This window comes from Methylocystis sp. B8 (assembly GCF_005771425.1).
Lineage (GTDB): Bacteria > Pseudomonadota > Alphaproteobacteria > Rhizobiales > Beijerinckiaceae > Methylocystis.
The window spans coordinates 256,710-270,155 of the sequence record NZ_VBTZ01000002.1 but is presented as its reverse complement, the minus strand read 5'-3'; the positions used below and the strand labels follow the sequence as shown (position 1 = coordinate 270,155).

At 56.3% G+C, this 13,446-nt stretch carries 15 protein-coding genes; 8 read left to right on the top strand and 7 right to left on the bottom strand.

What is annotated here, in order from left to right:
- Positions 1 to 6 precede the first annotated feature (6 nt).
- On the bottom strand, positions 7 to 474 hold the full coding sequence (locus FEV16_RS06155; protein WP_138166758.1) for a hypothetical protein: 468 nt from the start codon (positions 472 to 474) through the stop codon (positions 7 to 9).
- A gap of 11 nt (positions 475 to 485) precedes the next feature.
- Positions 486 to 1,076: a helix-turn-helix transcriptional regulator gene (locus tag FEV16_RS06150; protein ID WP_348639969.1), complete on the bottom strand. Its 591-nt coding sequence runs from the start codon at positions 1,074 to 1,076 to the stop codon at positions 486 to 488.
- Between the two features lie 582 nt (positions 1,077 to 1,658).
- Here FEV16_RS06150 and FEV16_RS06145 point away from each other — a divergent pair.
- From FEV16_RS06145 to FEV16_RS06115, 7 genes are all read left to right on the top strand, one after another.
- The gene (locus tag FEV16_RS06145; protein ID WP_138166756.1) at positions 1,659 to 2,276 is read left to right on the top strand and encodes a hypothetical protein; all 618 of its coding nucleotides are present in this window, start codon (positions 1,659 to 1,661) and stop codon (positions 2,274 to 2,276) included.
- 81 nt (positions 2,277 to 2,357) lie between these two features.
- Entirely contained in the window at positions 2,358 to 3,308 is a 951-nt protein-coding gene (gene cas1 / locus FEV16_RS06140) for a CRISPR-associated endonuclease Cas1 (RefSeq protein WP_171015143.1), read from the top strand.
- Positions 3,309 to 3,435: 127 nt separating this feature from the next.
- Complete coding sequence (locus FEV16_RS06135; RefSeq protein WP_138166754.1) at positions 3,436 to 4,074, top strand: hypothetical protein; 639 nt, start codon at positions 3,436 to 3,438, stop codon at positions 4,072 to 4,074.
- Between the two features lie 296 nt (positions 4,075 to 4,370).
- Complete coding sequence (locus tag FEV16_RS06130) at positions 4,371 to 5,540, top strand: geranylgeranyl reductase family protein (RefSeq protein WP_138166753.1); 1,170 nt, start codon at positions 4,371 to 4,373, stop codon at positions 5,538 to 5,540.
- Positions 5,541 to 6,911: 1,371 nt separating this feature from the next.
- Positions 6,912 to 7,925, top strand: coding sequence for an alpha/beta fold hydrolase (locus FEV16_RS06125; RefSeq protein WP_138166752.1), 1,014 nt, complete (start codon positions 6,912 to 6,914; stop codon positions 7,923 to 7,925).
- Positions 7,926 to 7,935: 10 nt separating this feature from the next.
- Complete coding sequence (locus FEV16_RS06120; RefSeq protein WP_138166751.1) at positions 7,936 to 8,694, top strand: class I SAM-dependent methyltransferase; 759 nt, start codon at positions 7,936 to 7,938, stop codon at positions 8,692 to 8,694.
- Between the two features lie 152 nt (positions 8,695 to 8,846).
- Entirely contained in the window at positions 8,847 to 9,038 is a 192-nt protein-coding gene (locus tag FEV16_RS06115) for a hypothetical protein (protein ID WP_138166750.1), read from the top strand.
- A gap of 53 nt (positions 9,039 to 9,091) precedes the next feature.
- Here the strand turns inward: FEV16_RS06115 and FEV16_RS06110 are convergent, their stop codons facing one another.
- From FEV16_RS06110 to FEV16_RS06100, 3 genes are read right to left on the bottom strand one after another with little or no spacing between them, the layout of a single operon-like run.
- Entirely contained in the window at positions 9,092 to 9,649 is a 558-nt protein-coding gene (locus FEV16_RS06110) for a peroxiredoxin (protein WP_138166749.1), read from the bottom strand.
- A gap of 29 nt (positions 9,650 to 9,678) precedes the next feature.
- Complete coding sequence (locus tag FEV16_RS06105) at positions 9,679 to 9,978, bottom strand: antibiotic biosynthesis monooxygenase (RefSeq protein WP_246657199.1); 300 nt, start codon at positions 9,976 to 9,978, stop codon at positions 9,679 to 9,681.
- Between the two features lie 37 nt (positions 9,979 to 10,015).
- Complete coding sequence (locus FEV16_RS06100) at positions 10,016 to 10,255, bottom strand: hypothetical protein (RefSeq protein WP_138166747.1); 240 nt, start codon at positions 10,253 to 10,255, stop codon at positions 10,016 to 10,018.
- A gap of 371 nt (positions 10,256 to 10,626) precedes the next feature.
- On the opposite strand from FEV16_RS06100, the gene FEV16_RS06095 reads away from it, so the two are divergent.
- Complete coding sequence (locus FEV16_RS06095) at positions 10,627 to 10,905, top strand: hypothetical protein (RefSeq protein ID WP_138166746.1); 279 nt, start codon at positions 10,627 to 10,629, stop codon at positions 10,903 to 10,905.
- A gap of 114 nt (positions 10,906 to 11,019) precedes the next feature.
- Here the strand turns inward: FEV16_RS06095 and FEV16_RS06090 are convergent, their stop codons facing one another.
- Both FEV16_RS06090 and prs read right to left on the bottom strand, forming a co-directional pair.
- Complete coding sequence (locus FEV16_RS06090; RefSeq protein ID WP_138166745.1) at positions 11,020 to 11,862, bottom strand: GNAT family N-acetyltransferase; 843 nt, start codon at positions 11,860 to 11,862, stop codon at positions 11,020 to 11,022.
- Positions 11,863 to 11,912: 50 nt separating this feature from the next.
- Positions 11,913 to 13,430: a ribose-phosphate diphosphokinase gene (gene prs / locus FEV16_RS06085; protein WP_138166744.1), complete on the bottom strand. Its 1,518-nt coding sequence runs from the start codon at positions 13,428 to 13,430 to the stop codon at positions 11,913 to 11,915.
- Between the last annotated feature and the right edge of the window lie 16 nt (positions 13,431 to 13,446).

The window sequence follows — 13,446 nt, the reverse complement described above, 5'->3', positions numbered from 1 at the left end:
CCTATGTCATTCCTTTAGGTCGAGCGTTCGGCTCAATTCGATTTCCATGAGCCGCCCGCTAAAAAGGCGCATAACGGTCGCGAATTCTGAGTCTATATCCGCTCCTGCGTCCAGATCACGCGCGCCAGTCCTTGCTTCCTCGATTAGCTTTTCCCCAATCTGGCGCAAGCCGTCCGCGACGCATTCGGCTATGTCAGCTAGGCCGAGGGCGAGGCGGCCCTTACGTTCGAGCGGATTGCTGGGATCAGGACCTTCAGGCGGATGCTCCTCCATCTGCCGACGGGTCAGCTCTTGATGCATGCCGATCGGCGCTGGGATAAGGCCGTCGCCGTATTTGGCCCGTGCGATATGGTGATCTTCCGTTCCTTCGTTGGCCCAGTTTTCGAAGCGCCACAGCGATGAAAGCTTTTGACCCTTGCGACCGGCGCGCCACAGCGCGCGAGCGCGGCTCCTCATTCGTTCGAACATGTCCATAGCGGCGCTCCTTACTGCTGCGCCGTCTGGCGGTAGATATCGACGAAGGAGAACTCGCCCGCGCTATCGAGCTTGCGCAGCACATTAGGCCGCGCTTCGAAGGGCCAGAGCTTGCCGCGCGTATCGCGCAAGCCAAGTCCGACAAAGGGCGCGAGATGCGAAGGGTCGTTGCTGTCCAGGAACTTGTTGATCGCCACCCAGTGCCGACCAATGTCGCTCGCCGCGTCTCGGCTCACTGTGACGTCGCGCAACTTGCCACGCGTCGCCATGAGCACGGTGACCGGGCGGTCGTCGACAATGACCCAGCGCCCGCCCTCGCGGCGAGACTTGGTGTTCTGCTTCTGATAGCGGCGTAGCGTCTCGGGCGAGATGCCGGCAGATTTGGCGGCGTCCTTTTGAGAGAAGCCTTGCTTCATTAACCGGAGGGCTTTTTCGAGCTTGCTGCGCCTGTCGACGAATTGGGCAGTCTCGCGATCAGGCAGATCGCTCGCCCTTGCGTGGCCGCGCGCTTGCGACCGGCTTTTTCCGTTTGCCAGCCCGCGCGCGATTCTGGCTTTATACTCAGCCTGAAAGTCTCGTTTTCTCTTGGATTTCGTCGCCATGATTCGGCTCCCAACGTTTGAGGGAGCGCGAAAATGAGGCGCGCGATTCCTGGAAAATGGCATTCTGCGGGGAGCTGATCCGGGCGATGACTGATGGTTGGGAGACGATCGAAGACATCCAGCAAGCGTTCGAAGCGGCTGGCATCACGATCAAGAGGTCCGCGCTAGAGCGGCGATTGGAGCGCCGCCGTGAAGCAGGGCTTTTGCCGCTTCCCGATTGGGATCACCCCAAGGGTATAAGGGGGAGTCAAACGCATCATCCGGTGGGCACGGCGGCACAGGCGCTAGAGATTGAGAGATTGCTTGTCGAAGAAAAGCGGAGATTCACGTACGTCGGGTGGCGTCTATGGTGGCAGGGCTACGAGGTAGACGAATGCCACGGGTTTCGCAGACTCAAGCTTATCGCCAGGTTTGGTGACCGGTTGTTAGGGGGGGGTTCGCAAACAAAATGCCGAACGAGAGGCCCAGAATCTGCCCTCAACTATTTTGGATGAACACATCGTCGAGATATCGAGCGACGCTCGGCTATCGAAAATTAAGAGGAGATTGGGAGCTGATAATCTATTGCCCTTCTTGGGAATTATGCTCAGCAGCGCAACGGGGCAATTCAACCCACGTCTCGATGATCAAGACACGAGCATTCTGGAGGCCGGATTTGGCATCGGTCAATCGAATACAGACCAGGTTTTCGGAAATCGTCTGTTGCTGGACGCAGCGCTCTTGGACTGGTTGGCGGCAGTTTCGTCGGTCGGCGAGACACACACTCTCGTGGAGATCAGCAACTTTCCCGAGGATGAGCTGAAAAGGGCGCGAGACGACGCGCGTACCGCGATGGGCTTCTTGATTGATTTTTACGATGCGACGTCGCCGGTTTTTGAGAAGAAAGCCTTCGGTCTACATCAAGCTGCGCTGCACGCGCGGAAATCAACAGCGAATACCCAAGCTTTGTTTGTCCTCGTGATCGCTGCGCTGAGGCGCTATTCGAATTCGATCGTCGACAGCGAAACCATCGCGGACCTCGGAAAAAAAGCCTCAGAGTGCCTAAAAGCCTCTGAGCAGGTCCAAAAATTGCAGCAAGCTCCCGAATTCCAGTCCGCCCTCTCGGCCAGGAATTTACGTCGAGGCTTCGCTAGCCACGATTCCTACTGGGACCTTCTCAGGAAGATTGAAGCTGCTAAACTCGGAAAAGAAAGCGTCTGAATATTTTGAGGATTGCTATCCTTGGGCAGCTCTAGAAGGAAAACAATTCAGCCCAGATCGCGTTTGCGCTGCGCTGAGCCCGTGCCGTCCGACATCGAATTAGAAGAAGACGATCTGGACTGGGCCGAGCGCTGTAATCTCTGGGCAAAGCGAGCGCAAAAGACTGGCTCCCGGCGCGCCGCTCGCGAAAGGCCGCGGCAGCCTCTAATTCTCTCTGGCCATGGAGTCACATTGCGCGTTGAAAATGGCACGCTGACGATCCGCAACGGCTTCACCCATTACCCGCAAAAGCAGGAGGTCATTCGCTTCTTCAAAGGCGAGCTTTCGATCCCCGAACGAATTATTGTCCTTGATGGATCCGGAACGGTTTCTTTTGACGTCCTCTCATGGCTTGCCGAACAACGGATCGATTTAATTCGTATTGATTGGCGCGGCGATGTCATTTGCGTTGCGTCGAAATCGGGATATTCCGCCAACCCATTTCGTGTGCAATGGCAGCGCGAGATGCGTGCCGATGAAAATAAGCGGATAGAATTTTCGATTTCGAAAATCACACAGAAAATCGAAAATTCAATAACCACGCTCGAAAAATCCGTCAGAAAAAATGACACCTGGAATAGGGCAATGGAAATTGCCTATGCGACGCTCACGAAATTGGACGCGCGACAGCCGAAAAGTGTCGTCGAATTACGCGCCCTGGAGGCGAATGCGGCGGCGGCTTATTTCCGCGCCTGGAAAGGCATGCCGATCAAGTGGCGGGGAATTTCCAGGCGACCAATTCCAGACGCGTGGAAAGAAATCAGCCAGCGCACATCGTTATTTCACAAGGCTGGCAATCGAAACGCGTCGCACCCCGTAAATTCAATTTTGAATTATGCCTACAGCGTGCTGCAATCGCAATTACAGATTGACGCCATCGCGGAAGGCTATGATCCGACGATTGGCGTCATGCATGAAGGCAATAGTGGTTCGGCTGCGTTTGTTTTCGATTTAATGGAGCCGCTCGGCCGTTGGTGGATCGCAAGGTGCTAGATTTCTTAAAAGGCCACGTATTTGATCCGGCGGATTTCGTAATCCGGTCTGATGGCGTGTGCAGGCTTAATCCGGAAATCGCGAGGGTCTTCGTCAATAACTGCTCCTTTTATTGAAGGAGAGTCGCATGGGAAGTTTCGGCGAAAGGGTGTATAGGCTTTTTGAGAACGCCCTCACACAAGTCTTTGATCTAAATCTGACTACTATTTTGGAAGACAGGGAGAGAGAGTTTTGGATCATCGGCATAGACAGCGGCAACCAGCGCTTGACTCCGATTTGCGGGAATTTTAGCCAGACAGAGCTGGAAGAAATTAATAAGGTTTTTCATGACTCGGAAGCCGGCATGTGTGTGGATGCGCAGAATCACTTGTGTCTGCCTGACCGCAAAGTTGACGTTCTACTCGTGAATCTTCGCCTGATATCGGTTACTGATCGTGAAATGTTCCCGCTTTTGAGTCACGAAGCATCACATTACCTTGAGCAGCTACACATTCGAATGAACTACACAGAGATAGATTGCCAAAATGCTGAAATTATTGAGGATTGCTTTGATATCTATAACCGACGGCTTCATTTTCCGGACTGGTGCTTACTGCTAGCTTTTGCAGCGCGAAGGGTGGCGGAAAGAAAAATTTTTGAATATCAGAGCATAAGAACGTTTCTTGAGGACGCCATACCGGAATCGACGCGGCCTGAATGGCGGCCTGGCGAAATCAGTGAGCTCAAATCTGCGCGCGCCTCCGGCGAACCGCGGACCGATGATTGAGTTTTGGAAAAGGCTCGAACGGCCATCGCGTGATGGGTCTCCCGCAACAATCACCATTCGGCGCTCGGCGATCAAGCGGCGGGAAAACCTATGCCACTTACCGCACCTCAATGTGCGATCTGCTCTGCCGTAGTCCCCACCCGGCTCCACGCGGCGCTATTGCGCCAATCTCACTCTGAGGCTCCAACCCCCTAGCGGGATGAACGGAATAGGGTCACAGCACTTCCATTGACTCTCTGTACCGTTTTTGTCTTGGTGTTTGACAGAAACGCTGGTTGAATCCGAAACGGAAGCAGATGGTCACCTACGCCTATGATGTTGCTGTGGTTGGAGGTGGTCCGGCTGGAAGCGCTGCTGCGTTTACACTTGCAAACGCAGGCGTTTCTGTTTGCCTAATCGACAAGAGTAAGTTCCCTCGGAACAAATTATGTGGTGGCTTAATCACGCTTCGCAGCAAGGGAATTTTTGAGCAAGTATTCCATCGTCAATGGGATGAAAATCTGTTTACAAGTTCTAGAGATGTACATTTTATTTCTAATGGACGACCTCTTGCTTCCTTACACAATTATTCGACGCTCTATTTTACCATGCGTTTTGATTTCGACGCCTATCTCCTCGGGCTTGCCGAGTCGGTCGGCTGCAAAATGTATCTCGGCAACGCAGTCTCGGTGATCGAGTTCGAGCGGCGCAGGTTGCAGCTTTCAGATGGATCGACGATCGAATTTGCGCACCTTATTGGTGCGGATGGAGTCAACAGTCTTTGCGCAAAATATCTTTTTGGCCGTTCATTTGATCCTCGCACCATAGGATTTGGTCTCGAGGTTGAGGTGCCACGAAACTCATTGCCGCAGCGCGACAACTCCGTCGATATCGATTTCGGCATTACACGGTGGGGATATGGCTGGGTGTTTCCCAAGCAAAAGACCTTTACAGTTGGCGTAGGCGGCATTCATGATTCCAATACGTCGATGAAGGGATCCTTGGACCAATTCCTATGTCAGCATGGCATATCGGCGGAGTCCCTTCACGTGAAAGGCCAATTCATTCCGTTTGGGGATTTTCGGCAACGACCGGGTCGCGATCGCGACCTTTTGTGCGGAGATGCTGCAGGATTCGTCGATCCCATAACGGGTGAAGGAATCGCTTATGCAATGCAGAGTGGTCACGCCGCAGCTCAGGCCATTTTGGAAGCTCGGAAGTCCGGCAAACCTGAAATCGCGCTGGACGTTTATCTACGTCATCTCGTTCCAATTTTCTCGTCACTTAAAATGGCCAATTATTGGAAGTGGCTGATTTTTCCAACATTCCTGCGGCGCACATTCGACTGGGCGTTCTCGGACGCTTCAACGTTGCAAAGAGGCTATATGGACATTCTCGCGGGTGAGCTTGAGTACCGGGAATTACCCAGATTATTCTTTCAACAAGTAAAAAAAGCCATCCGAAAATATATATATCTTAAGCGATGAGGCTCTTATGGGATCTCTCATACGTTTATTTCTACGTCTGATAGGATTCAATATTCACGTTCGTAACCATTGGTCGGGGGTTACAAAGACAATACAGTCGCTACCCGGCTCACCCGGTACGAAATTGTTTCTGGGAGGTCTAATACACATCCTGCCGGTGGTAGCGCTTCTCCTATTTATATACTTTGTCAGATCGAATCCATGGCGGCTTTCAATAGAAGAGACGGCGGCGCTCCTGGGTGCTTGTTCTTGGATCGTCGCGGGACCACCACAAGTATGGTATTATGAGAGCAAAATCCTGCCAAATTTTGCTCGGGAGTCCAGGCTCTTGATGGAATATCCATCACCCGGAATGGAACGACTAAGACGCTCCTTTTTAGGTGGACCTTACGTAATAAGAGTAAACATTTATTTTACAGTTATTTGGATGCTGCTTGTTGTTGTCGGATACTTCGCTTCGATGGGGTTTATAGAAAACTTAATTGTCAGCGATCATCCTTTCCAAGACTGGTTATTCTATATTTTATTGCTTGGCGTCGTATTGGTTGGGTATTACACATCACTCGGATTCTGTAACTCGTTCAAAGCGATATATCTAACCCACCTACTGGTAAAATGCGACTTAAAGAGCAATATTTATTCATATGATGGCGTTCTTGGCTTATCCTTTGTCGGGAAGCTCGCGCTACAAACATCCATTATGTTTTGTACCGGCTGGCTCTTTGCGCCTCTTATAGTGATAATAGGCCAGAGCAACGGGCCAAGAGCTCTCTTGGTTAGTTATTTGATGCTGGCTCTATATTCTATCTGTCAAATAATCAGCTTCATGACGCCTATTTACTTGGTGCATCGTAAACTGCGCGACTCCAAAAGACTTCTAATAAGAAGGTTTGACCTCACAGCAAACCGAACATATGTAAGCAACATATTAAGGTGGTGTGAGGCAACGCAAAGACGATTTGACTTTTATGAAAAAGTATACTCGCGGATAAGGTCCATTCCTTCATGGCCTCTAAATCTTGATACTGTGGTAAAATTATTTACAACTTCTATCCTTGTACCAGTTCTTGTTACAGTTGTTTCAACATATTTGAAAGGAAATGCTAATCTCCCATAAACACCCCGTTGCGGTGTTCGAAGGTCATCCCCCTATACCCAAAGCCTGAGCGCAAAATCAAAATTGATATTATGCGCAGGAGTTCGAACTGGACGCAGCGAGGAGGGAGTGCCCAAAATGAGGCTGATACCGACGATAGCATTATCCCTTTTTGTTCGTCGGAATGCTATTCGCGTAGAAGGTTAATCTGAATTCACGAGACTGGAATCGTACGGAGCGGAAGCTGTTCATTGAAGACGCGAACGATCAGGGACATGCCTGGGGAACCTTCCAACTCTTCGCCGTCGCCTCCCCCATTTCGTGAGCGGGCGCCGTGGTTCGGCGGCGATCTGCAGACTCTGCGCAACATCATCTGTGGCGGACCGCCGGAGCTTCTCGGCGGCGAGCGGCTGCTGCTCGCCATGCCGGATGGCGACAGGCTCGCGGCGCGACTCGACCGGCCCGCCATGGATACGAACGCGCCGCTCATCGTTCTGGCGCATGGGCTCGCAGGGTCCGAGGCGAGCCGGCACGGGATAGCGACGGCGCGCTATCTCGTCGGCCAGGGCTGGCCGGTGCTGCGCCTTAATCTTCGAGGCTCTCAGCCATCGCGCCCGACCTCAGGCGGCCGCTACCACGCCGGCAAGACCGAGGATCTCGCCGCGGCGCTGCGCGCTTTGCCTGCCGACCTCATGCGCCACGGAATCGTGCTCGTCGGCAATTCGCTCGGCGGCAATCTCGTGCTGAAATTTATCGGCGAGGGCGGCCACGGCTTACCCGTGCGCGCCGCCGTCGCGGTGTCGACGCCGATCGATCTCGCCGCCACCTGCGGCCGTATGATGGCGCCGCGCAACTTCGCCTATCATCGCTACATGCTCGATCAGATGAAACGCGAGGCGCTTGCGCCCGGCGCAGAACTCACCACCGATGAGCGCGCGGCAATCGCTGGCGCCCGCAACGTCTATGAATTCGACGATCGTTTCGTCGCGCCGCATTTCGGCTATCGCGGCGCCGATGACTATTATGAAGCCAACGCCGCCAAGAACTTCCTCGCCGGCGCGACGCTGCCAACGCTGATCCTGCAGGCTCTCGACGACCCCTGGATTCCGGCGGAATGCTATACGACTGTCGATTGGTCACGCCTGCCAGTGATCGAGACGGTTTTGATCCCCGGCGGCGGGCACATGGGCTTCCATGCGGCGGACAGCCTCACGCCATGGCATGATCGCGTTACGGCGCAGTGGCTCCAGCGAAAAGGTCTTGGGCGTCGGCTGTTCGAGACGGAGTGAGGGCTGCAGAATGGACGCACGCCAGATGATGGTGTTCGGCGACAACGCCGACGACTATCGCGCCTTTCGCCCGCATTATCCCGACGCGCTGTTCGCCTGGCTTGCGCGCGCCGCGAAAGAGAATCGTCTCGCCTGGGATTGCGGGTCAGGGAGCGGACAGGCGGCCGTCGGCCTTTCGCGCCACTTCATAAAAGTGCTCGCGACTGATTTTGATGAGCGGCAGCTCGCGCTCGCGCCGAAGGAAGCGAACGTCGATTATCGTATTGCGCGAGCGGAAGATGATCTCGGCCTGCGCAAAGAGGTCGATCTCATCGCCTGCGCCTGTTCGATCCACTGGTTCGACCTGCCGAGATTTTACGAAAACGCGCGGCGCGCTTTGCGCCCCGATGGGATCATAGCGGCATGGACCTATGACTGGCCGCGGACAGAGGTCGAGCCGATCGATTTGATTCTGCGTAAGCTCAAGGAGGATATTCTCGGCCCCTTTTGGGGCCAGAATTCTTCGCTTTATTTCAATCGCTACGAAACCCTGCCGTTTCCATTCAAGGAGATCGAAAGCCCGCCGTTTCATACGCCGATCGCGCGATCGAAGAGCGATCTCATGAGCTTTCTCAAGACCTGGTCCGCGGTCGAGAAATACAGGCTGCGTTATGACAGCGACCCGCTGGCGCTTATCGATCGGGAGCTCGAGGCGGCCTGGCGCGCCGATCCGCCGAATCTGCCATTATCGGCGCCTCTTTACATCCGCTGCGGCGTCAACGCGCCGTAAACTTAAGTATTGGAGCCAGCTCGCTCTTGCTGTTCTATGTGTCGCCTTCAGCTTTCCCTAATTTTGCCCGCTTCGTGGCGACGATGAGGATCGTCGCGTTGAGCCAATGCCGTGTGTCTCCTTAGAGAGATCTTTCCGCAAAGGACTGCAATATGCTTGAGGCCGGCAGAGTATACAAAGTCACGACTCTCGTGAATTACGAAGGGGCCTGGGACGAAGAAAGCGACTTTTGGACCGTTATGGCGGTCGAAGGCACCTGCGCGAGGCTGACCAACGAGGACTGCGAAAGCAGGATCGTCGATACGGCGTCCTGGAACTTCGTTAAAGCCGAAGCGGTCGAATAGCGAGGCATTCCGCGCTTCGCTGCGTTAGCGCGGGCCATGCCGTCGTATCCGAGTCACGCGGCGGGGGTGAGCGTTTCGCCGCCGACCGGCCGGTTGCAGGCGCAGAGGGCGCCGGTCTGCAAGGCGTCGAGCACGCGCAGCGTGTCGTCGGGCGCGCGGCCCACGTCGAGGTTCGTCGCATACACGTGTTGAATGACGTTGTCGGGATCGACGACGAAGGTGGCGCGATAGGCGACGCCTGAGGGCGCCCTAACTCCCAAGCCATCGACGAGATCGCCTTTCGAATCGGCGAACTGCCAGATCGGTAAATTCCTCAGGTCGCTGTGATCGCGTCGCCAAGCAAGCTTGACGAATTCATTATCCGTCGAACCGCCGAGAACGACGGCGTCGCGCTTGGCGAAATCATCCGACAAGCGAGCGAAGCCGGCGATTTCCGTCGGGCAAACGAAGGTGAAATCCTTCGGATAGAAAAAGATCACTTTCCATTTGCCGGGAAAGCTCATCTCACTCACCGTTTCGAACGCGGTCTCGCCGTTCTCCTCGATCTCGTTAAATCCCGGCTTCACGCCGATCGCTGTGAAACTTGGCAGGCGGTCGCCAATTCCTAACATGTGCTTCCTCCAGGAAATGCGTCCGAGCGCTATTGCGGATTGCTTCTTGAGACGGCCGCGTCGAACTCCTCGAGCCGTGAAGCGCAGCGCGGGTCGAGGCTTCCGCGAGGGGCGCCATAAAGTTCGCCGCGCCGCCAGTCGATGAAGCGCTCCTCCGTCTCCCACATCGTCACTGAGAAATAGAGCACATGCGGACCGACCTCTCTTCCCTTATGGAAGCGAAATCCGATCAGGCCTGCCGCGTCGCGCAGTCGGACGCTCGTTTCTCGCCAAGCCGTTTCGAATGTTTCTTCGCAGCCCTTAACGACCTTGAACTGATTCGACGCCATAAACATCGCGCGGTCCTTTTTCTCTGTCCGGAATCTTTCAGGCAGTCTGGAGCAGGCGCTGCTGCGCGCGCCGCGACAGTGCGACGATCGCGGCGAATTCGTCGCATCGCTTGCGCATGCACTCATCAGGACAGGAAAGCGCATAGTGGCTGCGCAGCGCCGCAAGTCCGTAACCGGCGAGCTCTGTTGCATCGATCGACGTTCGAACCGGACCATGGTTCATCGCTTCGGCGAGAATCGAATCAATGCGGTTTTTTTCGAGCGCCAAATCGCACATTGTCCTCTCCTTCGGGATCGCATGCCGCAGCGCTCGCAAACCCGATTTTTTGATTGAAGGCGAGCATTCAGCTCAAAGTCGTGGATTGCAGAGATCGAGAATGTCTTCACGCCAACTGCATTGCCGCAGGATTTAACAAGCAAATCGTAGGGTCAATACCATGCGTCCTTCATCGGAAATCTTTTAGAAATCGTCCTTCTAAATATTCTTATTTGAAAGAACAGCGAGACAAAGTTCTGCGAGTTTGGACCCCTCTTTCTGCGCACATCAAGCTGCCTGCGATGGGCCATCGTTCTGGCGCAAATGTGGGTTCATTCGGCAAAGCTCGGCCTTAGCGCCGATGCGTGACGACCATGAACCAGGGAACGAATATGAACAGCATCGCGACGCCCCGCGGGGTCAAGAAAGCCCTCGTCCTAGTGACGCTTCTGACCGCCTCCGTGCCGCTTTATGGCTGCTATACGCCGGGAGAACGCGCGCTCGGCGGCGGTATCATCGGCGGCCTCGGCGGCGCCGGAATCGGCGCGCTTGCTTCAGGCGGTTTGGCGGGGCCGACGCTCGCCGCGGGGGCGGTCGGCGCTGCCGGCGGCGCGATCATTGGCGCCGCGACGGCGCCGCGCCCATATTACCGACGGCGCTATTACTACTAAAAAGGGACGCGTCGCCCAATGTGCGGGCGCTTCGCGGCATTCCTCTTGGGAAGAGCGACAGCGGCTTGCCGACCTAATCGGCCAGCCGCTCGATCGCATAGGGGTTGGCGTGAACTACCCCAGTTCGAGAGTCGTGACTCCGTAGCAATGATCGATCCGACCCGGCGGCGCTCCTCGCGTATACATGCGCGCCGTGTCGAATACGGGCGTCATTTTTCGCCGTTGCGCAAGTTCGATCGCAGCGGGGTTCGCTTCTGGCGTGTCGAGAAAGACAGGCGCGCCATTTGCTCGTGCGCATAAGCCTTCAAACAGCGCGTCGGCGATCTGCGGATCGTCTGCGAACAGGGGCCCGATCTTGTATCCCTCGAAGCAGGCGCGCAGCGCCCCGTAGCCGGCGACCCGCCCGTGCGTCATAAACGCCAGCGCCGCGCTGCGCGGCTGAGCGATCCAGCGCGAGAGAAATTTCGCGCGCGATGCCGGAAAGACGGTTGCGTCGTAACGCACGATTTCGTCAAAAGGCACAGAGGCCAGTTCCGTTACGTCGGAGGGCGAATCGCCGCCGCCAATGCATTGGTGGCGAATAACGCGATAGGCGAATTTGAACCCGTATCGCCCATAAGTCTCTTGCATGGCGATCACCGCGTCGAGCCCAACATTGCGTCCCTCAACATGGCGTAGCGCAACGTCTAAGAGCTGAAGGCCGACGCCCTGTCCGCGATAAGGCGCGCGAACGATGAAGAGTCCGACGTAGCCAAAAGTCTCGTCATAAGCGACGCCGCAAACGCAGCCCAAGGGTTCGCCCGCGCGCTCCGCAATAAAGAATCCTTCCGGATCGACAGCGTAGAAACTCTCAGCGTCATAGAGGCCGGGATTCCAGCCCTCAGCCGCAGCCCAATCGAACGCCAGACAAAGCTCGGCTTTCGACATTCGGCGAATGAGTACGTCTTCCAAGTTCATCTGAAGCTGGCGGCGTGAGCGGCGGGAGGCGCAACGAGAATGCCCAGCGCCTAAGGTCCTTCGTCGAGAAGCTGGGTAATGGAACCGTTTGCGTGCAGCCGCCGGATCGCCTCAGCGACGAGGCCGGCGACGCTGATCATTGTCAGTCGATCGCCTAGCGCGGTCGCGATTGTGGATTGCAGCGGCGCTGAATCGGTGATGATCAGTTTGTCGAGTGGCGCGTTCGTCAGCGCTGAAGCCGCTTTTTCGGAAAAAACGCCGTGAGTCGCCGCCGCCCAGACGCGCTTCGCGCCATTCGCGCGGCATGCCGCGGCTGTGCGCGCCACCGTGCCGCCACCCGCGATCAGGTCGTCGATGATGATGGCGGTGCGGTCCTTGACGTCGCCGGCAAAAATATCGCCGACGACGCGACCCTCGCTGCGATATTTGTCCATGAAAGCCTTGGCGACGGGGCGCTTCAACATGCGTTCGAGCCGCAGCCGGAAGAGTTCCGCACGCTTCTCGCCCCCAAGATCGGGAGAGACGACGGCGAGAGGCGAGTCTCCGATCTCAGCGACGACATGACGCGCAAAGAGCGCTTGGGCGTCGAGGTGAACCGTCTCGCAGCGAAAAGCGTTCTGGAACGCGGCGATGTTATGCACATCGATGCAGACCAGACGGTCGGTTCCGAGCGCCTCAAAGAGCTGCGCGACGTAACGCGTGGTGACGGGATCGCGCGGCTTGGTGCGTCGATCTTTGCGCGAGAAGCACAGATAAGGCGTGATGGCCGTGACGCGCCCCGCGCCGGCGTCCTTCAGCGCGCCGATGAAGAACAGCAGTTTGCATAGCTTGTCGGCGCTGCTCGCGACGTCATCGCCATGCAGGGTAAAGACGGCATAGCAGTCGCGGCCGCGCACATTTTCGAGCGGCCGGATCTTATATTCGCCGTCTTCGAACTCACGGTCTTCGAGCGGCGTAAGTTCCGCGCCAAGCAATTGCGCGACATCCTCGCCGAATGAGACGCTTGCGCCGAGCGCGAAGAGCGCGAAGCTGCTATCCGCTTCTCGGGGCGCACGCGCGGGCGCGCCATCCAAAACATGCGCCCAAACTGCGATGAGCGCCGAATCAATGGTGCGTCCATCTTCGGAAAGCGGCGCCGCCAGAATTTCGATAATAGCGCGATCGCGACCATGTTCGACGCTCGTGTATTGCGCGAGGACCGGTTGGCCCGTTCCCCGCACCTCCTTCAATAGACGGCGCAGTCGCACCGCGCCCCGCCGCTGCGCCGCTTCGCTCAGTTTCTCCCCGATCTGACAAGAACCAAGCAATATTGCTGCTGCCGACGCGCCTTCAGTCAGCACGGCGTCGTCGTCGGGTCCTTCGAATCGATGGACGAAGATGGTTTCGGCGGCGCCGCGATCTTGCGGCGAGAAGCTAATGGCGTTCCTTCTCGGCGCCACTGCGCCGCCGCGCGCCGCCTCCCAGCGTTCCTGCACGACTTGGAGCTCCATCCGTTTCGGCTGCGGCGCGAAATCCAGTCGGTCGAAGAGCCGCTTCAGCGGCGGTTCGGTCATCGCCATCGTGGTCATCTTTGGGAACCTTCCG

Excerpts from the sequence above, each read along its gene's own strand:
- prs (WP_138166744.1), bottom strand. The coding sequence starts at position 13,430 with ATGACCACGATGGCGATGACCGAACCGCCGCTGAAGCGGCTCTTCGAC.
- FEV16_RS06115 (WP_138166750.1), top strand. The coding sequence starts at position 8,847 with ATGCTTGAGGCCGGCAGAGTATACAAAGTCACGACTCTCGTGAATTAC.
- FEV16_RS06145 (WP_138166756.1), top strand. The coding sequence starts at position 1,659 with ATGCTCAGCAGCGCAACGGGGCAATTCAACCCACGTCTCGATGATCAA.
- FEV16_RS06105 (WP_246657199.1), bottom strand. The coding sequence starts at position 9,978 with ATGGCGTCGAATCAGTTCAAGGTCGTTAAGGGCTGCGAAGAAACATTC.
- FEV16_RS06150 (WP_348639969.1), bottom strand. The coding sequence starts at position 1,076 with ATGGCGACGAAATCCAAGAGAAAACGAGACTTTCAGGCTGAGTATAAA.
- FEV16_RS06110 (WP_138166749.1), bottom strand. The coding sequence starts at position 9,649 with ATGTTAGGAATTGGCGACCGCCTGCCAAGTTTCACAGCGATCGGCGTG.
- FEV16_RS06090 (WP_138166745.1), bottom strand. The coding sequence starts at position 11,862 with ATGAACTTGGAAGACGTACTCATTCGCCGAATGTCGAAAGCCGAGCTT.
- FEV16_RS06125 (WP_138166752.1), top strand. The coding sequence starts at position 6,912 with ATGCCTGGGGAACCTTCCAACTCTTCGCCGTCGCCTCCCCCATTTCGT.
- FEV16_RS06120 (WP_138166751.1), top strand. The coding sequence starts at position 7,936 with ATGGACGCACGCCAGATGATGGTGTTCGGCGACAACGCCGACGACTAT.
- FEV16_RS06130 (WP_138166753.1), top strand. The coding sequence starts at position 4,371 with ATGGTCACCTACGCCTATGATGTTGCTGTGGTTGGAGGTGGTCCGGCT.
- FEV16_RS06155 (WP_138166758.1), bottom strand. The coding sequence starts at position 474 with ATGGACATGTTCGAACGAATGAGGAGCCGCGCTCGCGCGCTGTGGCGC.
- FEV16_RS06100 (WP_138166747.1), bottom strand. The coding sequence starts at position 10,255 with ATGTGCGATTTGGCGCTCGAAAAAAACCGCATTGATTCGATTCTCGCC.
- FEV16_RS06095 (WP_138166746.1), top strand. The coding sequence starts at position 10,627 with ATGAACAGCATCGCGACGCCCCGCGGGGTCAAGAAAGCCCTCGTCCTA.
- FEV16_RS06135 (WP_138166754.1), top strand. The coding sequence starts at position 3,436 with ATGGGAAGTTTCGGCGAAAGGGTGTATAGGCTTTTTGAGAACGCCCTC.